25 protein-coding genes are annotated in these 24,533 nt (G+C 52.9%); 2 read left to right on the top strand and 23 right to left on the bottom strand.

Annotated features, from left to right (window positions below):
* Positions 1-17 precede the first annotated feature (17 nt).
* The 21 genes from bioB to H8K43_RS16975 all read right to left on the bottom strand — a co-directional run bounded on the left by bioB (position 18) and on the right by H8K43_RS16975 (position 20,708).
* Positions 18-1,046, bottom strand: a complete 1,029-nt coding sequence (bioB, locus tag H8K43_RS17075; RefSeq protein WP_162019208.1) for a biotin synthase BioB — start codon at positions 1,044-1,046, stop codon at positions 18-20.
* Positions 1,033-1,755, bottom strand: coding sequence for a dethiobiotin synthase (gene bioD, locus H8K43_RS17070; protein WP_186904970.1), 723 nt, complete (start codon positions 1,753-1,755; stop codon positions 1,033-1,035). Before bioD ends, bioB begins: the two co-directional genes overlap by 14 nt.
* Positions 1,755-3,038, bottom strand: coding sequence for an 8-amino-7-oxononanoate synthase (bioF, locus tag H8K43_RS17065; protein WP_186904969.1), 1,284 nt, complete (start codon positions 3,036-3,038; stop codon positions 1,755-1,757). The genes bioD and bioF overlap by 1 nt, the downstream gene beginning before the upstream one ends.
* The gene (gene bioA, locus H8K43_RS17060; RefSeq protein WP_186904968.1) at positions 3,031-4,371 is read right to left on the bottom strand and encodes an adenosylmethionine--8-amino-7-oxononanoate transaminase; all 1,341 of its coding nucleotides are present in this window, start codon (positions 4,369-4,371) and stop codon (positions 3,031-3,033) included. Before bioA ends, bioF begins: the two co-directional genes overlap by 8 nt.
* A 178-nt stretch (positions 4,372-4,549) precedes the next feature.
* Positions 4,550-5,329: an enoyl-CoA hydratase/isomerase family protein gene (locus H8K43_RS17055; RefSeq protein WP_186904967.1), complete on the bottom strand. Its 780-nt coding sequence runs from the start codon at positions 5,327-5,329 to the stop codon at positions 4,550-4,552.
* Positions 5,330-5,433: 104 nt separating this feature from the next.
* Positions 5,434-6,615 (bottom strand): dienelactone hydrolase family protein, encoded by a 1,182-nt coding sequence (locus H8K43_RS17050; protein WP_186904966.1) that lies wholly within the window; start codon positions 6,613-6,615, stop codon positions 5,434-5,436.
* Positions 6,616-6,620: 5 nt separating this feature from the next.
* Complete coding sequence (locus H8K43_RS17045) at positions 6,621-6,827, bottom strand: hypothetical protein (protein ID WP_186904965.1); 207 nt, start codon at positions 6,825-6,827, stop codon at positions 6,621-6,623.
* A gap of 78 nt (positions 6,828-6,905) precedes the next feature.
* A complete protein-coding gene (locus H8K43_RS17040) occupies positions 6,906-7,655 on the bottom strand; it encodes a hypothetical protein (RefSeq protein WP_186904964.1) in 750 nt (249 codons plus the stop codon).
* Between the two features lie 105 nt (positions 7,656-7,760).
* A complete protein-coding gene (locus H8K43_RS17035) occupies positions 7,761-8,654 on the bottom strand; it encodes an alpha/beta hydrolase family protein (protein ID WP_186904963.1) in 894 nt (297 codons plus the stop codon).
* Between the two features lie 4 nt (positions 8,655-8,658).
* Positions 8,659-10,281 (bottom strand): carboxyl transferase domain-containing protein, encoded by a 1,623-nt coding sequence (locus H8K43_RS17030; RefSeq protein WP_186904962.1) that lies wholly within the window; start codon positions 10,279-10,281, stop codon positions 8,659-8,661.
* A gap of 78 nt (positions 10,282-10,359) precedes the next feature.
* Positions 10,360-10,752: a YchJ family protein gene (locus H8K43_RS17025; RefSeq protein WP_186904961.1), complete on the bottom strand. Its 393-nt coding sequence runs from the start codon at positions 10,750-10,752 to the stop codon at positions 10,360-10,362.
* Positions 10,749-11,153 carry a rhodanese-like domain-containing protein gene (locus H8K43_RS17020; protein ID WP_162019218.1) on the bottom strand — a complete coding sequence of 135 codons (405 nt, stop codon included), beginning with the start codon at positions 11,151-11,153 and terminating at the stop codon, positions 10,749-10,751. The genes H8K43_RS17025 and H8K43_RS17020 overlap by 4 nt, the downstream gene beginning before the upstream one ends.
* A gap of 148 nt (positions 11,154-11,301) precedes the next feature.
* A complete protein-coding gene (locus H8K43_RS17015; protein WP_186904960.1) occupies positions 11,302-11,907 on the bottom strand; it encodes a 2-hydroxychromene-2-carboxylate isomerase in 606 nt (201 codons plus the stop codon).
* Between the two features lie 85 nt (positions 11,908-11,992).
* The gene (locus H8K43_RS17010; protein ID WP_162019220.1) at positions 11,993-13,135 is read right to left on the bottom strand and encodes an acyl-CoA dehydrogenase family protein; all 1,143 of its coding nucleotides are present in this window, start codon (positions 13,133-13,135) and stop codon (positions 11,993-11,995) included.
* Positions 13,136-13,282: 147 nt separating this feature from the next.
* The gene (locus H8K43_RS17005) at positions 13,283-13,954 is read right to left on the bottom strand and encodes an SDR family oxidoreductase (RefSeq protein WP_186904959.1); all 672 of its coding nucleotides are present in this window, start codon (positions 13,952-13,954) and stop codon (positions 13,283-13,285) included.
* 464 nt (positions 13,955-14,418) lie between these two features.
* Positions 14,419-15,615: an acetyl-CoA C-acetyltransferase gene (locus H8K43_RS17000; protein WP_186904958.1), complete on the bottom strand. Its 1,197-nt coding sequence runs from the start codon at positions 15,613-15,615 to the stop codon at positions 14,419-14,421.
* A gap of 25 nt (positions 15,616-15,640) precedes the next feature.
* The gene (gene aceK / locus H8K43_RS16995) at positions 15,641-17,431 is read right to left on the bottom strand and encodes a bifunctional isocitrate dehydrogenase kinase/phosphatase (protein ID WP_186904957.1); all 1,791 of its coding nucleotides are present in this window, start codon (positions 17,429-17,431) and stop codon (positions 15,641-15,643) included.
* Positions 17,432-17,440: 9 nt separating this feature from the next.
* Positions 17,441-18,370, bottom strand: coding sequence for a pyridoxal-phosphate dependent enzyme (locus tag H8K43_RS16990; protein WP_222611076.1), 930 nt, complete (start codon positions 18,368-18,370; stop codon positions 17,441-17,443).
* 84 nt (positions 18,371-18,454) lie between these two features.
* A complete protein-coding gene (locus tag H8K43_RS16985) occupies positions 18,455-19,639 on the bottom strand; it encodes an isovaleryl-CoA dehydrogenase (RefSeq protein WP_162019225.1) in 1,185 nt (394 codons plus the stop codon).
* Between the two features lie 104 nt (positions 19,640-19,743).
* Complete coding sequence (locus H8K43_RS16980) at positions 19,744-20,214, bottom strand: PaaI family thioesterase (protein ID WP_230404065.1); 471 nt, start codon at positions 20,212-20,214, stop codon at positions 19,744-19,746.
* An 86-nt stretch (positions 20,215-20,300) separates the two neighbouring features.
* Positions 20,301-20,708 carry a MerR family transcriptional regulator gene (locus H8K43_RS16975; RefSeq protein WP_186904956.1) on the bottom strand — a complete coding sequence of 136 codons (408 nt, stop codon included), beginning with the start codon at positions 20,706-20,708 and terminating at the stop codon, positions 20,301-20,303.
* Between the two features lie 293 nt (positions 20,709-21,001).
* Between H8K43_RS16975 and H8K43_RS16970 the strand changes: the two genes are divergently transcribed.
* Both H8K43_RS16970 and H8K43_RS16965 read left to right on the top strand, forming a co-directional pair.
* The gene (locus tag H8K43_RS16970) at positions 21,002-22,090 is read left to right on the top strand and encodes an MBL fold metallo-hydrolase (protein ID WP_186904955.1); all 1,089 of its coding nucleotides are present in this window, start codon (positions 21,002-21,004) and stop codon (positions 22,088-22,090) included.
* A 187-nt stretch (positions 22,091-22,277) separates the two neighbouring features.
* Positions 22,278-22,919, top strand: coding sequence for a hypothetical protein (locus tag H8K43_RS16965; protein WP_186904954.1), 642 nt, complete (start codon positions 22,278-22,280; stop codon positions 22,917-22,919).
* A 105-nt stretch (positions 22,920-23,024) separates the two neighbouring features.
* Here H8K43_RS16965 and H8K43_RS16960 read toward each other — a convergent pair whose 3' ends face one another.
* Entirely contained in the window at positions 23,025-23,867 is an 843-nt protein-coding gene (locus H8K43_RS16960) for an alpha/beta hydrolase family protein (protein ID WP_186904953.1), read from the bottom strand.
* Between the two features lie 122 nt (positions 23,868-23,989).
* Positions 23,990-24,505: a DUF1269 domain-containing protein gene (locus H8K43_RS16955; RefSeq protein ID WP_222611075.1), complete on the bottom strand. Its 516-nt coding sequence runs from the start codon at positions 24,503-24,505 to the stop codon at positions 23,990-23,992.
* Between the last annotated feature and the right edge of the window lie 28 nt (positions 24,506-24,533).

The following is a 24,533-nucleotide window of genomic DNA, read 5'->3' as shown; positions in this document are numbered from 1 at the left end:
ATAAGCACTGTTTCAAATCAGCTGCAGCTACCTGCTTTCGCTTCCACTTTGCCACGGGTTTTCAGGCCCAGTTTAGCCAGCAATACGCGGTCGTCTTCGGCTTCCGGATTTTCTGTCGTGAGTAATTTATCGCCGTAGAAAATCGAGTTGGCGCCAGCCAGGAAGCACATCGCCTGTACCGCTTCACCCATTTGACGACGACCGGCGGATAAGCGCACGCGGGCTTTCGGCATGGTGATGCGGGCAACTGCAATGGTACGTACAAATTCCAGCGGATCGAGCGGATCAAGACCGTGTAAAGGTGTGCCTTCTACCTGTACCAGATGATTGACCGGCACCGATTCCGGATAAGGATTCAGATTCGCCAATTGAGCGATCAGACCGGCGCGCTGACGGCGCGACTCACCCATGCCGACGATGCCGCCGCAGCAGACTTTGAGACCGGCGTTGCGCACATGACCCAGGGTATCCAGACGATCCTGATAGTCACGGGTGGAAATCACATTGTTGTAAAACTCAGGTGCGGTATCGAGATTATGGTTGTAGTAATCCAGACCCGCATCAGCCAGACGCTGCGCCTGTTCTTCTTTCAGCATACCGAGCGTGGCGCAGGTTTCCAAACCCATGGCTTTCACTTCGCGCACCATCGTTTCGACTTTTTCCATGTCGCGGTCTTTCGGTGAGCGCCATGCTGCGCCCATGCAGAAGCGGGTCGCGCCGTTTTCACGTGCGGCTTTGGCGGCATCCAGCACTTCGCGCACATCCAACATTTTTTTGGCTTCTACGCCGGTATCGTAACGTGCAGCCTGCGGGCAGTAACCGCAATCCTCTTCGCAACCACCAGTCTTAATCGATAACAGCGTCGCGAGTTCCACATCGCCATCCGGGAAATTAGCGCGATGCGCGGACTGCGCTTTGAACATCAGTTCATTGAAAGGCAGATCGAACAAGGCCAGCACATCGTCTACCGGCCAGGTTTCAGCTTCAATTTTTTTCACAGGTGGCTGAAAGCTCAGCGGCTGTTGCAGGGGTTCATTGGCTTGCATAAGTCTTCCTTGACTGAAGTGTGTTGAGGTCGAGACAGGCAGCAGCAGCGCTGCGCTGTTCCGTGGCCGTTCCGCGCAGACGCGGGATGTGGCCAAGTAAGGGAGCGGCGATGCGCTGGGCAATCGCGGCGATATTGTCTTGCAGGTAGAGCATGTCGGGATCGACGGTATTGGCAATCCAGCCAGCCAGTGTCAGACCTTGCGCACGGATCGCCTGTGCCGTCAGCAAGGCATGGTTGATGCAACCCAGACGCAGGCCAACCACTAAGATCACCGGCAAATTCAGCACTTGCGCAAGTTGCGCGGTATCGGTGTGTTCGTTGAGTGGCACGCAAAAACCGCCCACGCCTTCCACGATCACCACATCGGCCAGGCTGCGCGCCTGTTCACAGGCTGCCTGTATGCGCGGCAGTTCTATCGACACGTGTTCCAGCTTAGCCACGATATGCGGTGCGGCGGGTGTCTGCATCAGATAAGGGCAAACCAAGGCTTGCGGCGCCTGCACGCTGGATGCTGCCATCAGGGCGTCAACATCCTCGTTATGCCATGCTTCATCACGCCATTCCGCACCCGAAGCAATCGGTTTCAGACCCAGCGTGCTGGCACCGTGCTGGCTGAAAGCCTGCAATAAGGCGCTGCTACAAAAGGTCTTGCCGATTTCGGTATCGGTCCCGGTGATAAAAAAGTCGCGTTCACGCAGCGTCGTCATCAGGCCACCTCAGCAAAACACTGAGCCACATAGCTCATCTGATCCAGGCGATTGATGGCCTGGATCAGCTGTTGTACCTGCACTTCGCTGTGCGCAGCAGACAAGGTGACGCGCAAACGCGCGCTGCCTTGCGGCACAGTAGGCGGGCGTATCGCACCAACCCAGTAACCCTGATCCAGCAAATTACCGGCAATGCTGAGCATTGCTGCATTGGCGCCGATCACAACCGGCTGAATAGCGGTGATGGATGGCATCAATTGCCACATTTGCAGATTCAGGCCTTCACTGAACTGATGGATCAGCTTATTCAGATGGGTGCGTCTTTGCTGGCCCTCTTCACCGCTGATGATGTCTATGCTGGTCAGCAAAGCATGCGCCAGCGCCGGCGCGGCAGCGGTAGTGTAGATATAGGCACGTGCTTTCTGGATCAGCCATTCGATCACGGTTTCATGGGCGGCCACGAATGCACCGCCAACACCGGCAGCTTTACCCAGTGTGCCCATGTACACCAGATTCGGTGACTGCAGCGCAAAGTGCTCCAGCACACCGCGTCCGTGCTCACCCAGCACGCCAAAACCATGCGCATCATCGACGATCAGCCAGGCATCGTATTGTTCGCATAAGGCCAGCAGGCGCGGCAATTCAGCGATATTGCCATCCATGCTGAATACGCTGTCCGTTACCACCACCCGTTTTTGATGGCGGCAGTTTTGCAGCATGCTTTCTAATGCGGCATAGTCTTTGTGCGGAAACACCTGAGTATGCGCGCGTGACAGACGCACACCGTCGATCAGCGAGGCGTGATTCAGTTCTTCTGAAAATACGGCCGCATCTTTGCCCGACAAGGCAGTAACGACGGCCTGATTGGCCATATAGCCAGTGCAGAAATACAGTGCACGTGCCTGCGCAATACAGGGCGACATGAATTCTGCCAGCCGCTCTTCCAGCGCCATATGGGCGCGGCTGTGGCCACTGATCAGATGCGAGGCACCACTGCCAGCGCCATACAGCGAAGCACCTTTTTGCAAAGCTTGCACCACCAGCGGATGAGTTGCTAAACCCAGGTAATCATTGCTGCAAAATGCGACCAGATCGCGCTCTTCGGCGCGCAGGTTGGCACCGTGCACATGCTCTACCGTGCGGCGGCGACGTATCAAATGCTGCTTGTCCAGTTCTGCCAGCTCTTGTTGCAAGCCTTGCAGTAAAGGATGGCCTGCCGCTGCCAGCTGTAAATGCTGGCCGGACGTGCTGCTGTCGGCAGGGTGTTGGGAACGACTACTCATGCATAACCTTTTCAAATACGTTCATGGTTTTCTGTGCCAGCAAGGCGATTTCTTCATCGCTCAGAATATAGGGCGGCATCAGATACACACTGCGCCCTATCGGACGCATTAATAATTCTTCCTGCAGCGCGGCGCTGAAAAAGCGGCGCGAGAAGGTCGCAGCACGTGCAGCGTCAGGCTCTATCGCATCGAACGCGAAGATCATGCCTTGCTGCCTCACATGCGCGACCCGGCTGTCATTTTGCAGCGGCGCGAAAGCAGCCGCGATAGCCTGCGCACGCTCACGGTTGGCGCTCAATACCTGATCATCTGCAAAAATCTGCAAAGTCGCCAGCGCCGCACGACAAGCCAGCGGATTGCCGGTATACGAATGCGAATGCAGGAAACCACGGCGCACATCGGTATCATAAAAAGCCTGATACACCGCATCGGTACTCATCACCAGACTGAGTGGCAGATAACCACCACTGATGCCCTTAGACAGACACAGCAGATCAGGCCAGATGCCAGCCGATTCACAGGCAAAGAAAGTGCCGGTGCGGCCACAGCCGACTGCGATTTCATCCGCAATCAAATGCACCTGATACTGATCACACAAAGCGCGCAGACGCTGCAGATACACCGGATCATGCATTGCCATGCCCGTCGCACATTGCACCAGCGGTTCGATGATGACCGCCGCCACTTTGCCGCTGCGCTGCTGTAATACCCGCTCCAGATCGGCGGCAGCACGCAAGGCCACATCGGCTGCGCTTTCACCGGCTTGCGCCAGACGCGCATCGGGTGAGCTGACCACGTGTGCTCTTTGCAGCATAGGACCATAGGCATCGCGGAACAGGCTCACATCGGTGACGGCGAGTGCACCGACGGTTTCGCCGTGATAACTGCCCTGCACGCAAATGAATTCCTGCTTCTCCGTCTGGCTCTGATTACGCCAGGCATGAAAACTCATTTTTAAGGCGATTTCCACTGCCGAAGCGCCATCTGAGGCGTAGAAGCAATGACCAAGCTGATGCGCAGTAAGCGCCGCCAGTTGCTCAGATAATTCGATCACCGGCGCATGGGTGAAACCAGCCAGCATCGCATGCTCAAGCTGATCCAGCTGCTCTTTGAGTGCAGCATTGATACGTGGATTGGCATGGCCGAACAGATTGACCCACCAGGAGCTGATCGCATCCAGATAGCGCCGGCCTTCCATGTCATACAGCCAGATACCACGACCGTGACTGACCGGTATCAGCGGCACAGATTCATGATGTTGCATCTGAGTGCAGGGATGCCAGACATGTTGCAGGCTCCTGCTGACCCAGTTCGTTTGTGTTTCCAAAATCACTCCAGACTACGGATCAGACTGAGCTAAGCCGCCATCGCTGCGGCGGCATCCGGCTTAGCTCAATCCGGTTAACAAAGCGCGTATTTTATGCGACTTTTCACCAGCTTCCGGTGTTAGACCCCGCAATCCGGGCAGGATGGCGGGTTATTCTTAATTTTTTACTACTTAAAACTGCACTTCAGTTCAGCCAGGACGGTTTGCGTTTTTCCAGGAAAGAACGCACTCCTTCACGCCCCTCCTCAGAAGCGCGAATCTGGGCGATGCCTTCTACCGTAGCGGCAATCAGCTCCGCAGTGATTTCGCGCCCGGCCACATCCTGCACCAGACGCTTGGCCTGACGCACCGCATGCGGGCTGTTCGATACCAGCGCCTTCGTCAGTTCAGCGACCTTACTGTCCAGCGCTTCCGCGCTCACCAGCTCATGCACCAGGCCGCAGCGCTGCGCCTCGGCGGCGCTAAAGCGTTCTGCTGTGATGAAGTAACGGCGTGCCGCGCTTTCGCCCATTGCTTTGATCACATACGGAGAAATGGTGGCCGGTATCAAACCCAGCCTGACTTCGCTCAGACAAAAATTCGCGCTATCCACGCAGACCACGATATCACAGGCTGCCACCAGCCCCATGCCACCGGCATAGCAATCACCCTGCACCTTGGCCAGCACCGGCTTGCTGCAACGGTAAATCGCGGCCAGCATGGACGCCAGCTGGCCCGCATCCGCCAGGTTTTCAGCATGGGTATAGTCCGCCATTTTTTTCATCCAGTTCAGATCGGCACCGGCACAAAATGCCGGACCGTTGGCAGCCAACACCACCGCGCGTACCGTATCGTCCTTATCCAGTTGCTGAAACACCTGAGTGAGTTCGGCGATAGTGGTTTCGTTAAATGCATTACGCACATCGGGACGGTTCAGGGTCACAGTGGCGATCGCGTTATGGTGAGTCAGACTCAGGGTTTGCATACAGTACTTCCTTACGAATTATTGATCATCATCTTTTACTTGTTACTACAGCGTTTTTTGACGTTTTGGCTTATTCATACGTCTCTGAAAAAAACGGGAATAACTCAGTCCTGTTTCTCGCTGCTACTCATTTTTTTCCAGACCACCTTATCATCCACCGCGTAAGCCAGGCATTCCTTTTGTGCGCGCTTTTGACAAATTGCCAGTGCTTTTTCCAGCGCATCAGGCATGCCTCCGGCATAGCCGCCAAATTCACCTGCCGCATCTAACACAAAGGCACGCGGCACATCCAGCTCAAGAAACTTCACATAGCGCTCCCTAAGTTCAGCACTGCTGACGGGCAGGCTGGCAGGCTCATTGATATTTGCAAAACCTGAATCCTGAAAACTTCCCGGGGTGTGAGGAATCGCGATACCCTGCCGTCGCAAAAAGTCATCAACGACAGGACGCCAGGTCGAAAAACCACGCGAAAAATAGAAATGTCCGTTATCACCAAACGCTGGCATAGCCCGATATTCAGCAAGCTGACTGGCAGACGATAGCTTTTGGAACTCTGCAAACCATTGCTTCGGATAGACGGGACCAAAATATTTGTCGTTCTCCGTATAAATCCACAAACTGGGCACCTTTGCCGTTTTGCCATATAGCCCGAACAACTCTTTCAATAAATCCGGACGACATGGCTCATTTGGCTGAGTTTCTGGATTACCGCCACCACCGCCAGCAAAATTAATAGCAGCGATCAGGCCGGCGGGATTCTTCGCCGCGACCGTAATTGCCGTCATACCACCGTAAGATTGTCCAAGAACGACAATGCGCCCCGGATCGACATAGCTTTGCTGTTTTGCGTAGGCCATCACATCCAGCGTCGTAGTCGCAGCCACTTCATACGCAGCTAAATAATTTTTACCAGAACAAGTGCCTGAGTATTCAGGATCAGGTTCGGTACCCGAATCACCGTAACCAAGGCGGGTCGGTACCCACACAGCAAAACCACGGTTAACAAAATATTTCGTCGCTTGCAAAAAACGCTCGCGGCCAGGCTTAGAACGATCCTTATAACTACGTCCATGCATCAAAATCGCGATCGGAAACGGACCCTCACCATTCGGCTTAAACTGGGTCACTACCATCTCCTTAGTGATCACCTGATTAAATATGGTTTTGACGGTGACAGGAAGCTTAATCACCGATTCATTTAAAACCGCAGACAATGGTTCATCAGCCCGCGCAATCTCCGAACTTGTAGCAAGCATGAGCAGAATTAACAGTGCAGCGTGTTTCATATCGTTTATCTCTGGAACACTTCAAACTTCAATGCCGCAATCGGCGCATTCGATGCGTCCGACAAAGCAAAACCGCGCATCTTATGGGTACAGTCCGGATCAATCACACTATCGCCCAACATGCATGCTGATGTATGCACACCGAAAAGATTCAGCATCACACTGGCAACATAAGCTTCATGATTCATTTGTACAGCTTGCGCATTCAGCATGATCTGACCAATCCGATTTGCTTCATAAAACTCAACATTTCATTTTTTCTTCTTTATGGCCGCTCCGCAACTACCTCATCATGCCGGATTCGCTACCGGAAAATCCGGCAAGGCTATCGTTGGCTTCTTGTTCAGGCTGGCGCGGTAGGCCTCGGACATAAATTGTGACCATGCAATGAACTGCTGCATATATGCAGATCGTGCCGGATCTTTGTCCAACCGGTCTTTATGCCAGTCATTTTTCGGCCACTGCGTTACATTTTTTGATGGCAGCATTCCAAACAATTCCGGATTCACCCAAAACCGTACATTGACGCAATCACCAAACTGATATTTGTCATACATCGCTGCCAGCGTCGTCGTCGGCAAACCGATTTCCTGCTCTTCAAACCATAATGCAGTCGGATACCACCAGGACTGCGAATTGTGCTCAAACATTTTTATGTTATGCGTGACCAGCAAACATTCGGGAAAATCTATGTGACTATTGAAAGTATCTTTGAACACGGTATCGTTGCGCTTGCATGGTTCATGACTCCAGCGTCTGGTGGAGGTCGATGCTACCGAAGCACTAAGCTCCATTGCGGCGCGGAACTGCTTATCTTTCAGATTGACGAAATACCCTGTCCACACGTCTGCACCCTCTACATTTGAATTCTTGGAAACCATCCGGTACTTATGTTTTGCAGTCAGTATCCACACACCAGGTGGCAGCGGGAACTCGCGCGCACCTATTTGTACCTTGCCGTCTTCGACGCGATCACCTTGGTTTGCGAGCGCCAGATCAAATGCATAGGCACGCGTAACACCGAGCAGTGCAATCATCATCAACAGCAGGCTTTGACGGAGAATATAATTTCTAAAACTGTGCATAAGACACCTTATTTTGGCGTTATCAATTTTTGTAGGAAGGTCGCTTTTATTACATCACATCTACTGAGCGGGAAAACCATGCTCATCAAGGAAATGACTGACTAGCGGTTGCCAGATATCGATACCGGCGCTGAACAAACTATGTCCGTCACGACCAAAAGGCGGCAATACTTTCAGCTCTGCCTTGCCCCCTGCATTGATGAATGCGGCGTGCCACGCGCGGCCGTATTTCGGTGAAAAGTGTTGATCATTTTCGGTGTACAGCCACAACATAGGCGCTTTACCGGTACGACCGAAAGTCGCAAACATCTGGCCCAGTTTATCAGCTTCACAAGGTTCACCCGGACGTGTTTTAGGATCACCACCGGAGCCGCCTGCAAAATTAATTGCAGCGATCAGTCCGGGGGGATTTCTGGCGACGGTAGCGACCGTGCTGTAGCCACCGACCGATTGCCCGACCAGCAGCAAACGCTGCGCGTCCACGTAGGGCAGGCGCGCTGCATACGCAATCACGGCCAGAATTTCATCGCTGGCGGCTTGTGCGATTGATGCATAATTTTTAGCTTTGCAGGCCCCGGCATTCTCCGGATCCGGATCAGTCCCCAAGGCACCATAACCGATGCGGGTAGGAACGAAGACGGCAAAGCCACGCTGTACAAAATATCTGGCTTGCTGCGTCAGTTGGAAACGCGGTGGCTCAGCGCGGTTGGGCGCACGCCCATGATTCAGCAGGACAAACGGAAACGGCCCATCGCCATCCGGCTTAAATTGCGTGATGACGACCTTACCTGTGATGGCCTGGCCCGAGCGTTCATGAACGCTCACCACTATATCGGTCACTGATTCGTGGAACTCTGCTGCGTTAGCCAATGCCTTTTTTGCTGCATACGAGGGCGTGGTCATTACTGCTGTCGTCAGCAGCAGCAATGCCAGCCTGAGCACAAAGCGCCGCATCACCTTACATCCTGAATACACCAAACTTCACATCCGGTATCGGTGCATTCAGCGCGGCACTCAGACCCAGACCCAGTACCATGCGGGTATCGGCCGGATCGATTACGCCATCGTCCCACAAGCGGGCTGAGGCGTAATATGGATGGCCCTGATGTTCATATTGTTCTTTGATCGGTTGTTTGAAGGCGGCTTCTTCTTCGGCGCTCCAGCTGCCGCCTTTGCCTTCTATACCATCGCGTCTGACTGTTGCCAGCACGCTGGCTGCCTGTTCGCCACCCATCACCGAAATACGCGCATTCGGCCACATCCACATAAAGCGTGGCGAGTAAGCGCGGCCACACATACCGTAGTTACCGGCACCGAAACTGCCACCGATAATCACGGTGAATTTTGGTACATTGGCGGTCGCCACAGCGGTCACCATCTTGGCACCGTTTCTGGCAATACCTTCATTTTCATATTTACGGCCAACCATGAAGCCGGTGATATTTTGCAGGAAGACCAGCGGAATCTTACGCTGGCAGCACAACTCAATAAAGTGGCTACCTTTGAGTGCAGATTCAGAAAACAAAATACCATTGTTAGCGATAATCCCGACCGGCATGCCGTGGATATGCGCGAAGCCACACACCAGCGTGGTGCCGTAACGCGCTTTGAATTCATCAAATGCACTGCCATCGACGATACGCGCAATCACTTCACGTACATCGAAAGGCTTACGTGTGTCGACCGGGATCACGCCATACAATTCGCTGGCCGGATACTTCGGTTCCTGCGGCGCTTTCAGCACGACTTCAGCAGGTTTCTGGCGATTCAGATGGGAGACGATAGTGCGTGCCATCGATAAAGCATGGGTATCGTTCTGTGCCAGATGATCGACCACACCCGACAAGCGGGTATGCACATCGCCGCCACCGAGGTCTTCGGCACTCACTACTTCACCAGTCGCCGCTTTGACCAATGGCGGGCCACCAAGGAAAATCGTGCCCTGGTTTTTAACGATGATGGATTCATCGCTCATCGCCGGTACATAGGCACCACCTGCGGTACAGGAACCCATCACCACTGCAATTTGCGGTATGCCTTTGGCCGACATATTGGCCTGGTTGTAGAAGATACGTCCGAAATGATCACGGTCAGGGAATACATCATCCTGATTCGGCAAGTTGGCGCCGCCGCTGTCGACCAGATAAATGCAAGGCAGATTATTTTGCTCAGCGATTTCCTGTGCGCGTAAATGCTTTTTGACCGTCATCGGATAATAAGTGCCGCCCTTGACGGTCGCGTCATTACACACGATCACACATTCCTGACCAGCGACCCGGCCTATTCCGGTGATCACACCGGCCGATGGTGCTGCGTCATTGCCGTTTTTTTCCTTATACATGTCATACGCAGCGAGCTGCGAAAATTCCATGAACGGCGTACCCGGATCGAGCAGCATCTGTACCCGGTCACGCGGCAATAATTTGCCACGGGCTAAATGTTTGGCACGTGCTTCGTCTCCGCCACCCAGCGCAATACGCGCTATCTTTTGTTTCAGGTCATCCACCACCAGCTGCATCGCAGCGGCGTTGGCTTTGAATTCTTCAGAACGTGGATTCAGTTTGGACTCTAATGTCGTCATAATTTCTTTCCGTTTTTTCTCATTTTTTTGCAGAACGCAGCGCTGCCTGTCTCATCCGGCAACCATCGCGCTGCCTGCTTAATTTACGATGCCATCCACATACAACCATTTGCCGTCATATTTCACGAAACGGCTGATTTCATGCAGACGATGGGCTTTGCCGCCTATCTTATAGCGCGCTACAAATTCCACCGTCGCCTGCTCGCCATCGGTTTGATGGCGCTTGACTTCCAATCCCAGCCATTGAGTAGGATCATCATGCGTGATGCGTTCTGCCGGACAGGTACGCTCGTCCCAGGTAGCGCGCAAATAGGCTTCATCATTCAGCGTGTAAGCGCTGTAACGCGAGCGCATCAGGGCTTCGGCCGTTGGCGCAGGCTGCCCCTGGTGATACACAGCACAACATTGTTCATACGCTGCAGCCTGTCCGCAAGGACAGCCTGCCACGGTTTTCTTACTGTTACGACTCATACGATTTTTTTCACTTCCTTTTCCTGCACCGGCGCGCCTGCAGCTTTCCAGGCACCGAAACCACCTTCGATATGAGCCACGCGTTCCAGGCCCATATCCTGTAAGGTTTTGGTGGTCAGTGCGCTGCGCCAGCCGGCTGCACAGAACAGGATAAATTCTTTGTTATCTTCAAATACCGGACGAAAATAAGGAGAGTCCGGATCTACCCAGAATTCAATCATGCCACGTGGCGCATGAAACGCACCTGGTATCACGCCTTCACGTTCCAGCTCACGTACATCACGCACATCGATGAATTGCACACCAGCCTGATCCAGCTTAGTCAGTGCTTCTGCCACGCTATAGGTTTTGATCTGCGCAAATGCCTCATCGACCAGTTGCTTGTATCCTTTTTTTAACACGGCTATCTCCCGGAACTGACCCAAAACCGCCCCAGCAGTGTCATGGCTACTTGCCGCACAGCTTGTACTGTCTGCGTCGCCAAGCCTTGCTGGGGCAATTTTGTGTAAGTTCTGTCTGTTGGTTTCATAAAACTGCAAAAGGCCAAGCTTAAAAACCGCCTTCGGCCAGCCATTTTTCCACTTGCGGTAAGCGATCATTACCCCAGAAGGATTCGCCATCGACCCTGATCCAGGGTGCACCGAAGATGCCCTGCGCCACCGCCTGCTCGCATTGCTGCTTGAGCGCTTCTTTCCATTCATCCGCTGCACATACAGCCGCTACCGCACTGCCGTCCAATCCCAGATCATCGACAAAGGCGCTGAGCCAGGCGATGTCGTTGATGGCTGCCGGTCCGGTGAAATAGGCGCGGCTGACACCACGCACAAAATCACCGCAACGCTGCGGCGCGGTTTGTCGTAACCACAGACAAACGCGGGCCGTATTTTGAGTATTGATAGGGAAAGGATCGGGCAATACAAACGGTACTCCGGCATAGCGTGCCGAGCGCACAAAATCATGCCGGAAATAGTCAGACATCACCGGCGGACGCATGGTCAGCGGACTGGAGCCCGTTACCTTGAATACCGCACCCAGCAAGACTGGCTGCCAGACTACCTCACGTTCATAGCGTGCTGCCAATGCCTCTATAGACTGACTCGCGATATAGGCATAGGGAGATACAAAATCAAACCAGTATTCAACAGGAGCTTTCATGATGTTTCCTCATCCGTCAGTTAGTGGGCTACAGTGACATTTCATGCTGCAATCAGGTGTCGGGACTGGCTCTTCAAAATTCTGCTTACGCCAGCGCGCGGCTGATCAGAATTTTCTGGATTTCTGAAGTACCTTCGTAAATCTGACATACCCGCACATCGCGATAAATCCGCTCTACCGGGAAGTCGCTTACATAACCATAACCACCATGTATCTGTATCGCATCGGAGCAGACTTTTTCTGCCATTTCCGACGCAAATAACTTGGCCATGGCCGCTTCTTTCAGACAAGGCTTGCCCGCATCTTTCATGCTGGCGGCATGCCAGATCAGTTGTCGCGCGGCTTCGATCTGGGTCGCCATATCAGCCAGTTTAAACTGGACGGCCTGATGTTCGTATATCGATTTACCAAAGCTGCTGCGGTCTTTGGCATAGGCCAGCGCCGCTTCAAATGCGGCACGCGCCATACCGACCGATTGCGAGGCAATACCGATACGTCCGCCTTCCAGCCCGGACAAGGCGATCTTATAGCCCATGCCCTCTTCGCCGATCAGATTCGCAGCCGGAATGCGACAATTGTCGAACATAATCTGCGCGGTATCGGAAGAGTGTTGTCCCATCTTGTGTTCCAGCCCTGCCACGATGTAGCCAGGGGTAGCAGTCGGAACCCAGAATGCGCTGATGCCTTTTTTACCGGCGGCTTTGTCAGTGACGGCCATTACTATCGCTACATCCGCATGTTTGCCACTGGTGATGAATTGCTTGACGCCATTGAGTACATACACATCACCGTCAGCGCTGCTTTCGCGTCTTGCGGTAGTGCGCAAATCCGATGCATCGCTGCCTGCATGCGGTTCAGTCAGACAAAATGCGCCTAACATTTCGCCGCGTGCCAGCGGCACCAGCCATTGCTGTTTTTGCGCTTCATTCGCATACATCATGGCGATACTGCAGACCGGGCAGTTATTCACCGAGACCACGGTCGAGGTACCACCATCACCAGCAGCGATTTCTTCCAGCACCAGCGCCAGCGACAGGTAATCCATACCTGCACCGCCGAACTCTTCAGGTACTGCGACGCCATACGCACCCATTTGCGCCAGTTCCTTCAATTCTTCGGCAGGAAAATGGTGCTCTTTATCCCAACGCGCTGCGTTTGGTACTAAACGTTCCTGGGCAAAGCTGCGAATCGCATCGCGTATCATTTCGTGTTCTGGTGTCAGTAACATGTGAGTCTCTCTTCAATTTCTCGTTATTATAGGACTGACGCAAAACCGCCCCAGCGGCGTTATGGCTCCTTGTCGTACAGCGCGTACTGCCTTCGTCGCCATGCCTTGCCGGGACAATTTTGCGTCAGTCCTATTTTATTTCAATGCTTACCAGCACAGACTGGCGCCATCCTCTGCATTAAAAAATCCGCCATTGTGTTCTGCCTGCAAACCGGCCAGCAGCTTGCGTATGCGTTGTGCGCTGTCACTGATGTCCAGATCAGCGCCAGCACCACCCATATCGGTTTTCACCCAACCCGGATGCAATGCGACGCAAATTGCTTTACTGGTATGGAGCGACACATCTTTCAATACTGAATTCAAGGCAGCTTTGCTGGCACGATATAACCAACCCTGTGAAGCTGAACGGCTGGAGATCGAACCCATGCGTGAGGAAATCACCGCCAGCTTGCCATGCGCATTTTCCACCAGTGGTAAAACCATAGGCAAAATGCGCATCGCAGCTAATACATTGGTGTGCATCACTTCATCAAACTGGTTCTGTAAAGGCGCATTCAAGGCATTGGTGCGCGGACCATAGACCCCGGCATTCAAAATCGCGATGTCAATTTTTTCGTCATCCAGGCGCCAGCCCAGACCCGCACAATCATTGAGCTTATTCACATCCAGCGGCAAGGCTTCACAACCAGCTGCCTGCAATTGTGCCAACTGCTCAGGCTGACGCGCAGTCGCGATCACACGCCATCCGGCCGCCTTATATTGCAAGGCCAACTCGTGACCGATACCACGTGAAGCGCCGATGATTAATGCGACGGGCATGTTGCTTCCTTTAGTTCAAACGATGCGCATTGCGCACCTTGGTTTTTAATAGGACTTACGCAAAACCGCTCCAGCGGTGTTATGGCTCCTTGTCGTACTCTGCGTACTGCCTGCGTCGCCATGGTGTAGCCAGGGTTGCAGGCAGCATGTTGCCTGCTGGCGAAACGAACATCGCTTACCAGCGATGTTTCCCACAGCACCAAAGGGGTTTTAGCCTTGCCGGGACAATTTTGCGTAAGTCCTATTAAATCTGTTCTTATTTATCAAAATACCTGTAACGACTCTGGATTCCAGCCTGCGCTGGAATGACCTCAACTTGTTTTTTAATGCGCGAGTTCATTCAATTTCCGGGATGCAGAGCAAGGCGCAAAGCACAGCAATACGTCGGTATTGCGCGCATTTGCAACGCCGCTATGCGCCCGGACATTGAATGAACGCAGCGCAATAGCTTAGGCCTGCTTAAACTAAACCAGCTCGATGGCGATGGCAGTCCCCTCACCACCACCAATACACAGCGAAGCCACACCACGTGCTTTACCCTGCTTCTTCAATGCACCGATCAGTGTGATGATGATACGGGCACCGGACGCGCCGATAGGATGACCCAGTGCGCAGGCGCCGCCGTGTACATTCACTTTATCGTGAGGAATATTCAGCTCTTTCATCGCTGCCATAGGCACGGTGGCAAAGGCTTCATTGATTTCAAACAGATCGACCGTTTCTGTGGTCCAGCCAGTTTTTTTGTACAGCTTTTCTATCGCGCCTACCGGTGCGGTGGTGAACCAGCCTGGTTCCTGTGCATGGGAGGCATGTGCCAGAATTTTAGCGATCGGTGTCAGGCCCAGTTCTTTGGCTTTAGACGCGCGCATCAGTACCAGTGCAGCAGCACCGTCATTGATGGAAGACGAAGAGGCCGCCGTGATGGTGCCGTCTTTTTTGAATGCGGCTTTCAAGCCTGGAATTTTATCCAGTCGTGCTTTGAGCGGGCCTTCATCCTTATCAATCACCACATCGCCAGCACGGCCGGAGACGGTGACCGGTGCGATTTCCCAGGCAAAGGAGCCATCAGCAGTAGCAGCCTGCGCACGTTTCACGGATGCGATGGCAAATGCATCCTGATCTTCGCGGCTGAACTGATATTTGGCAGAGCAGTCTTCGGCGAAGGTGCCCATGGAACGGCCTCCGCCTTTTTCATCCCGGCTGTAGGCATCTTCCAGACCGTCAAGCATCATGTGGTCATACATCATGCCGTGACCGATGCGATAACCACCACGTGCTTTCGGGATCAGGTAAGGCGCATTGGTCATGGATTCCATACCACCGGCGATCAGCACTTCATTGCTGCCTGCGTTGATAGAATCGAAGGCCATCATGGTCGCTTTCATCGCGGAGCCGCACATCTTGGACAGCGTGACCGCACCTGTGGACATAGGCAAACCGGCTGCCAGCAAAGCCTGACGTGCAGGAGCCTGACCCTGACCAGCCATCAGGCAGTTACCGAACAAAACCTCTTCCACCAGCTCAGGTGCCACACCGGCGCGCTCAACCGCTGCCTTGATCGCGACTGCGCCAAGCTGGCTGGCGGTCAGCGTCGCGAAATCACTTTGGAAAGCGCCCATAGGGGTACGCGCTGCGCCAACGATAACGATAGGGTCGTTCATGATTATCTCCTGTTAAAAACTGAATTCAGACCACGGGCTGAGTTGCCGTCGTCTGGTGAAAAAAACGTATTTCCTGCGGATACGGAAACACATCGTCAACCTTGCCGGCCACGATGCGTAACTTACGGCCTTGCCAGTATTCCGCGGTCAGCAAGTCCGCATGGTGTTTCATAAAAAATTCCCTGACTCTGCGGTTACCCAGCAAAAAGGTCCCGAACTGTTCGGGGAAGACATCATTCTTGGCGATCGGGTACCAGGGCTCAGCCGCCATTTCATCTTCTTCATTACGTGGTGCCGGGATCTGACGGAAATTACAATCCGTGATGTATTCAATCTCGTCATAATCGTAGAACACCACACGCCCATGGCGGGTGACACCAAAGTTTTTGTACAGCATATCGCCCGGAAAAATATTGGCGGCCACCAGTTCTTTGATCGCATTGCCATATTCGCGCACACCATGCTCCATGGCTTCCAGATCACCACGCTGTTCGGCTTCGGTCAGCCAGATATTCAGCGGTGTCATGCGCCTTTCTATGTACAGGTGGCGTATTACCACTTCTTCCTCGCTGACTTCGAGTAAAGACGGTGCATACTGCGCGATCTCAGCCAGCAATTCCTCAGAAAAACGCGAGCGTGGAAAAGCCACATCGGAGTATTCCAGCGTGTCGGCCATGCGGCCTACGCGGTCATGGTTTTTCACCAGCAGGTATTTTTCTTTGATCAGTTCCTTGCTGGTTTCCTTAGGCGGTGGAAAGCTGTCTTTGATCAGCTTGAACACATATGGGAAGGATGGCAGCGCAAATACCAGCATCACCAGTCCACGGATACCGGGCGCCGCCGCGATCTGGTCGGACGAATATTTGAGGTGATGCAGGAAGTCGCGGTAGAACAAATTCTTGCCATGTTTTTGCAAACCCAGCATAGTGTAAATCTCACTGCGCGGCTTGCGCGGCAAGATGCTGCGTATGAATTGCACATAGGCCGATGGCACTTCCATATCGACCATGAAGTAAGCGCGGGTGAATGAAAACAAAACCGTGATCTGCATATTGTCGAACAACACGGTATCCAACACCAGCTGCCCCTTGGTCTTGTGCATGATGGGAATCACGAAAGGATATTCGCGGTTACCGTTAATGCCTTTACCGATAATGTAGGCAGATTTATTGCGGTAAAACAGATTGGCGAGCACCTGAATCTGGTGATTCGGCTCCAGTTTTTCTTTACCAAAATTGTCTTTGAGACGCGCTTCCACCAGCGCCACATCGCGATCCAGATCTTCAAAGCTCGCGTTGAGCCGGAAGTTAGTCACGATGCGTTTGATGGTGAAGCGCAGGCCATCGGTAGCCGGATAGTAGACCCGGTAAGTCGGCGGTGTGTCTTCGCGCTCTATGTATTCGGTCGAGGTGGCGGGCCGAACGAAAATAAAATCATTATGGAAATAGGTGCGATGTAAGAGCTTGGTACAGACGGTATTGAAGAAGGTTTCCGCCAGTTCCGGGCGCAAATGATCGATCAGCAAACCCATGTAATGCAGTTTGACTTCGCGCCAGACTTCATCACTCAGATCTTCCTGTGAATATTCATCTTCCAGCACCTGCACACACTCACGCACACGCTGATCGTAAAACTGTATGCGTTCAGTGGCGGCGATCTGTGCAGTTTTCCAATCCCCTTTTTCAAAATGCGTTTTTGCTGCCTGACTGCTGGCGCGGAATAAGCGGTAATGCTTGTCAAAGCCGTCAAGTATGGTTCTGGCAATATCGAATGCAATCTGCGACGACAGCAATTTTGGGAAATGGGTATGGGGCATGGCGCTCACTCAGGTCAGGTTAAACTGGCTTTTCCAAGTACTGAGTTTAACCAGATCTGCAGCAATCCCGCCACAAACCACCATTAAAGGACGCTGAAATTCACGTATTTGTGGAAGATTCTGATACGCCACCGCCAGCGTGGCACCGCAAGCGGGCTCGACGATGCTACGCATATCATTTGCGAATTGCAGACAGGCATCCACCGCCTGCGCATCGCTGACCACTACGCTACGGATATCATGCTGCTGCGCCAGCGCCAGCGCATGCGCCGACACCTGACGCGCACCCAGTGTGGTTGCGATGGAAGTAATCGCTGGCAAAGTCACGCACTGCCCCGCCGCCAGCGCTGCGTGATAAGACGCAGCGCCTTCGGTTTCCACTGCGAGCACAGGAATATGCGCCAACCCATTACGCTGTAAGCCCTGTACCACACCACTGAGTAAGCCACCACCACCGACTGAGCACAGCACCACATCAAAATCCAGCTGGCCAGCGACTTCATCGATCAGCGTCGCATTGCCATCCCAGATATCCGGATGATCAAACGGCGGAATGTACACATAGCCGGGTTGTTCACACAGACGCAGTGCGGCCTGATTGGTTTCATCCCAAACCTGTCCTTCCACCAGCAGCGTGGCACCGATAGCCTGTATCGCCTGACGCACACTGTCAGCAGTGGTAAGCGGCACCAGTATCGTAGTTGGAATACCGAGAGCCACGCCAGCCACCGCCGCCGCAAATCCGGCATTGCCACCGGAAGGACAAATCAGCTGGCGCGCACCTTGAGCTGCGTCGCGCTGACACATCAGTCCGATACCGCGCAGCTTGAATGAACCGGAAGGCTGGCAGTTTTCCATTTTCAGCCAGACTGACTGGCCCAGCATGGCCGACAAACGGCGGTGCTGCAGCAAGGGAGTATTGATATGCAGATGAGACATGGTCAGCAAATCCAGAGATGGAGATATTTTCTACAGCAACGCGCGCCGCTTAATCATTGCGGCGACGCGCTGCTGACAACGCGATCAGCGGGTTTCTGCAAACAGTTCGCGGCCAATCAGCATACGGCGAATTTCGCTGGTACCGGCACCGATCTCGTACAATTTTGCATCACGCCACAAACGGCCAACCGGGTATTCGTTGATATAGCCATTGCCGCCCAGGATCTGAATTGCTTCACCAGCCATCCAGGTCGCTTTTTCAGCGCTGTACAAAATCGCACCTGCCGCGTCTTTACGCAATGCGCGCACAGCTTCCGGTGTGGTGGCGCGGTCACAAGCCTGACCAACAGCGTAGACATAGGCCTTACATGCCATCATGGTGGAATACATATCAGCGATCTTACCCTGCATCAGCTGGAATTCACCGATGGCCTGACCAAACTGTTTGCGGTCATGAATGTAAGGCACGACCACATCCATACAGGCCTGCATAATGCCGAGAGGGCCACCGGACAATACGGTGCGCTCAAAATCCAGACCCGACATCAGCACATTGACGCCTTTACCGACGCCGCCGAGTACATTCTCCAGCGGTACTTCACAGTTATCGAATACCAGTTCGCCAGTATGCGAACCACGCATGCCGAGCTTGTCCAGCTTCTGCGCAATCGAGAAACCTTTATAGCCTTTTTCAATCAGGAAGGCGGTCATGCCGCGTGGGCCAGCTTCCAGATCAGTTTTTGCGTAGACCACCAGCACATCGGCATCCGGACCATTGGTAATCCACATTTTGGTGCCGTTCAACACATAGTGATCACCCTTCAGATCAGCGCGCAGTTTCATGCTGACTACGTCGGAACCGGCATTTGGTTCTGACATGGCGAGTGCACCGATGTGTTCACCGGAAATCAGTTTTGGCAGGTATTTTTGCTTTTGCGCTTCATTGCCATTGCGTTTGATCTGGTTCACGCACAGATTGGAATGCGCGCCGTAAGACAAACCGACGGATGCGGAGGCGCGTGAAATTTCTTCCATCGCGATGATATGCGCCAGATAGCCCATATTGGCGCCACCGTATTCTTCGCTGACGGTGACACCGAGGATGCCGAGCTCACCCATTTTTTGCCACAGATCCATAGGGAACTGATCGGAGCGGTCGATTTCCGCTGCGCGCGGTGCGATTTCTGCAGCGGCAAACTGTTGTACGGCTTCACGCAGGGCGGCGATGTCTTCGCCATGATCAAAAGTCAAACCAGGTAAATGGAGCATGTCATCCTCACTTTATTCATACATTTTTAGAATTTACACAAACTGTCACGGCAATGCTGTTGCGACCGCTGAGCCGCGATCCTGCAAGCTATCTTGTGGACAGCTTATTTCCTGCTGATGACAAATAAGGTCTGCTGCATCACTGCGCATAACTTTTCTTTGCCATCCTGTACTGCAAACACGTCTGCACTGGCGACCACCAGCGATTTACCGTTTTTGATCACTCTGCCGCGCGCGATCAGAGTGTCACCGATGCCGGGCGCCAGGATGTTGATCTTGTATTCGGCAGTCAGGCATTCACTGTGCGGCATCAACAAGGTATTCGCGGCAAAGCCGCCTGCCACATCGGCCAGCGTACCAATCACGCCGCCATGAAAATAGCCATGCTGCTGGGTCACTCTGTCGCTGTAAGGCAGGCTGATTTCGCAGCTGCCGGGCGCCATCGCTGTGACTTTCGCCTGCCAGGCCATCAGTGCGCCCTGACGGTTAAAGGCTTCCAGCAGCTGCAAGGCAAGCTGCGCTTCCAGTTCGCCGGAAGCTGGCTGTTCTGCTGTCGGGATGCTGTCCATACTCATGCCAACTCCATATCAGACGCTGCAAAAGTGAAAATCATACGACTAATTGACGTTTACGTAAACGTCAATTAGCCAGAAGTTGCTGCTCAGGGGTTTTCTGTTTCTTCCTGCAACCTGGCCAGCCCCAGCAAACCACGGCTTTTTTCCTCGTGGGCGCTGATCTCAGCCAGCATCACTTCGATGTCTTCACGCTGTTGTTCCAGTGCCGCACGGTGCCGTGCCAGCACTTCCAGGAAGCTGTGTAACTGGGCCTCGGTATCTTTGGGCGAGCGGTACATATCGACCAGACTCTTGATGTCTGACAGGCTCAGGCCCAGGCGTTTACCACGCAGGGTAAGCTTGAGATGGGTACGTTCTCTTGCCGTATAGACACGATTTCGACCGCTGGGACCTTCGCGGGTCGGGCTTAACAAGCCCTGATCTTCGTAAAATCGGATGGCACGCGGCGTGATGTCGAATTCACGGGCCAGTTCGGTAATCGTATAAGTAGCCATAGTTTTCTAAAACAAGAAATCCGTTGTCGCAGAGAGGATGCCACACTGGGCCGTAACAACTTTGCTTAAGTTGTGTACTCTGATTACAATCTGCAGTTAACGTAAACGTCAATTCAATAAAAAAGCATTGTAGGCTATTCTGAGCAACTTGTTGATCTGCATTGCAACCACAACAAAATGCCATTCTGACCTCAATACAAGGCAAGCAGCCAGCTTCGCCGCAGATGACGCCATCTGTAGTCCGGCTGCGTGCCTGTCTGCAATCACCCTGAGCTTATCCTGAGACCGCCGCTATGAATGCATTGGAACAAGAACTGTCCTACCCTTACGCTGATACCTTGCCGGAATCCGGCAAAACCATGGAAATCCTGCCGGGCGTACTGTGGGTCAGAATGGGGCTGCCGTTTGCCCTGAATCATATCAATCTGTGGCTGCTGGAAGACACCCTGATGACCGATCAGGGGCCGGTACATGGCTGGACCATAGTCGATTGCGGCATCGCCAGCGATGTGACGCGCGATACCTGGGAAGTGTTGTTTGGCGATCTGCATAATCATTTGCGCGGACTGCCGGTGATACGCGTGATCGTGACCCACTGCCACCCTGATCATGTGGGCCTCGCCGACTGGCTGTGCAGCCGCTGGAAAGCGCCGCTGTGGATGACAGCGGGTGAATATGCGTTTGCACGCATGATGTCAGCCGCGCTGCCGGGGGCAGATGGCACCGCCATGTTCCCGCATTTCCGCCGTCATGGCTTGCTGGACCCGGCGATGGAAGAACAGATACAGGAAAGAAAAGGCCATTACACGCGGCTGGTGCCTACCGTACCGGCCAGCTACCACCGCCTGCAGGAAGGCGTGCCGCTGATGATCCATGGCCGCGCCTGGCAAGTCATCGCAGGTTACGGCCACTCGCCTGAGCATGCCTCGCTGTACAGTGCTGAGCTGAATTTACTGATTTCGGGCGATATGCTGCTGCCGCGTATTTCCACCAATGTCTCGGTGTTTGCGATAGAACCGGAAGCCAATCCGGTACAACAGTATCTGGATTCCCTGCAAAAATACAGCGACCTGCCACAAGATGTGCTGATCCTGCCTTCGCATGGCAAGCCTTTCCGTGGTGCACACACACGCATACGGCAATTGCAGGAACATCATGCAGCGCGGCTGGCTGAAGTACTGGCCGCCTGCGCCACGCCGCAATCGGCTTGCGATATTGTGCCGCTGATGTTCCGCCGTCCGCTCGATGCGCATCAGCTGACCTTTGCGATCGGCGAAGCACTCGCGCATCTGCACCAGCTATGGTTCGCCGGGCAGTTACAACGCAGCCTGGGTGACGATGGGGTGTATCGCTTTAAAACTATCAGAAAACATTGTAATTAGGTAACAGAATTACCATATTTTTATTTTCAAATATAAAACAACGCTCTTTAGAATCACTTTGCTTTCTATATTATCAATTTACATATTAACGGATATATTTTTGGCCAATTAATAGCAAATTTTACAATTTAGAAGATTTCGAGTTAAACATGAAGGAATTAAATTTTAATAAAATTGCAATAATTAAATGAAACTATATAACTATTTTTTACCTTTATTTTTTGGGCTGTATTCGATTACTTCAGTTGCTGAAGTTTCCGTATCCGGAAATACAATCACTGTACAAGGTAAGTTGCTGAATGCGGATGCAGATAACTTAGTGGAACTCATGAACTCAAACTCCATCAGCACTGTTGTTTTCAAAAACAGCGCAGGTGGAGAATGGCGTGCTGGTATGAGAATTGGGAATTTTCTTGCTGCGAGAAACATCACCACTCTAGTGGAAGGAGTTTGTGCTTCAGCATGCGCACTTAGTTTTTTAGGCGGCGAAAAAAGACAGTTCTCCAGAGCTGGGCAAGCCCCTATTCTATTTTTTCATGTGCCTTACTCAGCCTCAGAGCAAACCACGATTGAAAATCTAAAACCAGCTTTTTTTTCATGGATTGAGTCGAGAACAAAACGCAAGATCGATCCAATATTTGCAAACGGAATTGACAGCAGCTTATCGGTACGAGGAGGAGTTTTCTTTTTCTCCTCTAAGGATCCTATCGTCAAATCACAGGGAGGCGTGACTCAAATCTGCAAGGGTAACGAATTCAGAATTCCCTTAGACTGTGAAAAAATGGAAGAGATCAGTGCCCTTAGTATGGGTATCGTGGATTCGGATTGAGTTTTCTAAATTCAGATATTGCCAGATGTAACCATACAAAAAAATCCAACATCTGTTTCGTAACAAGCGCACATTTCTTTGTATCAGCCTCAACATTCCTCCGTATTATTTGCTTTGCAAACGCAAACCCGGGCTGGCTGGTGGCGGGCTGCATGTGGCATCGGACTGCAGGAAGGCGCGTACCGTCTGCATGATCAGCTTCTCAGAAGAACGTGAAGCACCGTGTCCGGCAAAATGCTGATGGGTCGCGCCATCAATCACACCCAGCCATTTACAGCCGGGTGGCATCAGACTGTAAGGCGTGGTGCGGCTTTCCCAGGATAAGCCACCGAGTTCAAAATCACGGGTACCGGTCAACAGTAAGACTGGCTGACGGATATCAGCCCAGGCCTGTTCAGGAAAAATAATGCCCGGCCCTTGCGGCGACAACGCGATATAGCGGTCAAAACTTTTCTGTGCGTGTATCTGCATCAGATTGTCGGCACCGGCTTCCATCATCGTGATTGCTGCACCCATAGAATGGCCGATCAGCACCGTCGCCTTGCCACTGCAATGCGGCTGTGCCCATAAGCGAGCTGCGTTGATTTCCATTTGCCGCGCGCGATAGGCCGCGCTGTCGGTCACCATACTGCTCAGTGCTGACTGCAGATTGCCGGCACGCAGACGCTTGCGCAAGACTTCGGTGCCGCTGTCGTGATGATCTGGAACCACCGCCAGCCAACCCTGCTCGGCCAATCCTTGCGCCAGATAGGTATAGCCTTGTTCTGAGCCACCGGCGCCATGCGAAATCACTGCCACACCCTGACAATGAGCACTGACTGGGTACACCATCGCGTTCAGCAATTGACCGTCGGCGCGCTCCAGCCGGATGCGGTTAGCTGCTTTGGCTTCAGGCAATGTCAGGCTGAGCAGCATGAGTACAGTTAATGGCATTAAGCTAGGCTTCATGTCCGGCTCCGGTATCGTTAGAAACCGCATCATGCCATTTGCGCGCTCATCGTATGATTACAGCAGGCCGGAAATTTGTAGCAAGATGTAATTTAGCGGATGCAAGATCATGCAGATCAGCTTCAGATTTGCAGATAATCGGATACCATCCTGATGTTCGCCAGTTCTGCCTTCACCCTGGCCACATCCTGCTCAGTGCCGTGCGCGATCAAAATGTACTGATCCGCTTTCAAAGCAGTTTCATACATGATCTGCTTTTCTTTAGGCACACCGATCACCGTCATGGCGGCACTCAGGGCTGACAAGCCACCGACGATCACTGCACCTTCCAGTACTGATGCGATCATCGCCACTATCGGTCCTGCCATTGCCACCAGACCAATACCCGGAAACATAAATACCGCAGGTGCAATCAGCAAGCCCCAGATACCGCCCCAGAATGCGCCTGTCGCTCCCCAGGATTTGATTTTATCCCCCATGGTATAGAAACCGATGGGATGCTCTTCGCTGTGATAACCCTTACCGATCAACGATAATTTGGTCACATCGATTCCTGCCACACTCAATTTACCTATCGCCACTTCGGCATCTGCACGGGTGCCAAAGACATAAATCGTCGCTTCCTGTATATGCATCATCTGCGCTCCAAAAGTTAAGCCTGGCAGC

The organism is Cognatundibacterium curvum (assembly GCF_014284235.1).
Lineage (GTDB): Bacteria > Pseudomonadota > Gammaproteobacteria > Burkholderiales > Burkholderiaceae_D > Undibacterium > Undibacterium curvum.
This window is presented reverse-complemented; position numbering and strand designations above follow the sequence as displayed.

Coding starts and splice junctions, on each gene's coding strand:
- H8K43_RS16960 (WP_186904953.1), bottom strand. CDS start 23,867: ATGAAGCCTAGCTTAATGCCATTAACTGTACTCATGCTGCTCAGCCTG.
- H8K43_RS16980 (WP_230404065.1), bottom strand. CDS start 20,214: ATGAGTATGGACAGCATCCCGACAGCAGAACAGCCAGCTTCCGGCGAA.
- H8K43_RS17040 (WP_186904964.1), bottom strand. CDS start 7,655: ATGATGATTGCACTGCTCGGTGTTACGCGTGCCTATGCATTTGATCTG.
- H8K43_RS17005 (WP_186904959.1), bottom strand. CDS start 13,954: ATGCCCGTCGCATTAATCATCGGCGCTTCACGTGGTATCGGTCACGAG.
- H8K43_RS17030 (WP_186904962.1), bottom strand. CDS start 10,281: ATGACGACATTAGAGTCCAAACTGAATCCACGTTCTGAAGAATTCAAA.
- H8K43_RS17055 (WP_186904967.1), bottom strand. CDS start 5,329: ATGCAAACCCTGAGTCTGACTCACCATAACGCGATCGCCACTGTGACC.
- bioB (WP_162019208.1), bottom strand. CDS start 1,046: ATGCAAGCCAATGAACCCCTGCAACAGCCGCTGAGCTTTCAGCCACCT.
- aceK (WP_186904957.1), bottom strand. CDS start 17,431: ATGCCCCATACCCATTTCCCAAAATTGCTGTCGTCGCAGATTGCATTC.
- bioD (WP_186904970.1), bottom strand. CDS start 1,755: ATGACGACGCTGCGTGAACGCGACTTTTTTATCACCGGGACCGATACC.
- H8K43_RS17035 (WP_186904963.1), bottom strand. CDS start 8,654: ATGCGGCGCTTTGTGCTCAGGCTGGCATTGCTGCTGCTGACGACAGCA.
- H8K43_RS16970 (WP_186904955.1), top strand. CDS start 21,002: ATGAATGCATTGGAACAAGAACTGTCCTACCCTTACGCTGATACCTTG.
- H8K43_RS16955 (WP_222611075.1), bottom strand. CDS start 24,505: ATGATGCATATACAGGAAGCGACGATTTATGTCTTTGGCACCCGTGCA.
- H8K43_RS17000 (WP_186904958.1), bottom strand. CDS start 15,615: ATGAACGACCCTATCGTTATCGTTGGCGCAGCGCGTACCCCTATGGGC.
- H8K43_RS16965 (WP_186904954.1), top strand. CDS start 22,278: ATGAAACTATATAACTATTTTTTACCTTTATTTTTTGGGCTGTATTCG.
- H8K43_RS16990 (WP_222611076.1), bottom strand. CDS start 18,370: ATGTCTCATCTGCATATCAATACTCCCTTGCTGCAGCACCGCCGTTTG.
- H8K43_RS17015 (WP_186904960.1), bottom strand. CDS start 11,907: ATGAAAGCTCCTGTTGAATACTGGTTTGATTTTGTATCTCCCTATGCC.
- H8K43_RS17050 (WP_186904966.1), bottom strand. CDS start 6,615: ATGAAACACGCTGCACTGTTAATTCTGCTCATGCTTGCTACAAGTTCG.
- H8K43_RS17045 (WP_186904965.1), bottom strand. CDS start 6,827: ATGCTGAATGCGCAAGCTGTACAAATGAATCATGAAGCTTATGTTGCC.
- H8K43_RS16975 (WP_186904956.1), bottom strand. CDS start 20,708: ATGGCTACTTATACGATTACCGAACTGGCCCGTGAATTCGACATCACG.
- H8K43_RS17025 (WP_186904961.1), bottom strand. CDS start 10,752: ATGAGTCGTAACAGTAAGAAAACCGTGGCAGGCTGTCCTTGCGGACAG.
- bioF (WP_186904969.1), bottom strand. CDS start 3,038: ATGAGTAGTCGTTCCCAACACCCTGCCGACAGCAGCACGTCCGGCCAG.
- H8K43_RS17010 (WP_162019220.1), bottom strand. CDS start 13,135: ATGTTACTGACACCAGAACACGAAATGATACGCGATGCGATTCGCAGC.
- H8K43_RS16985 (WP_162019225.1), bottom strand. CDS start 19,639: ATGCTCCATTTACCTGGTTTGACTTTTGATCATGGCGAAGACATCGCC.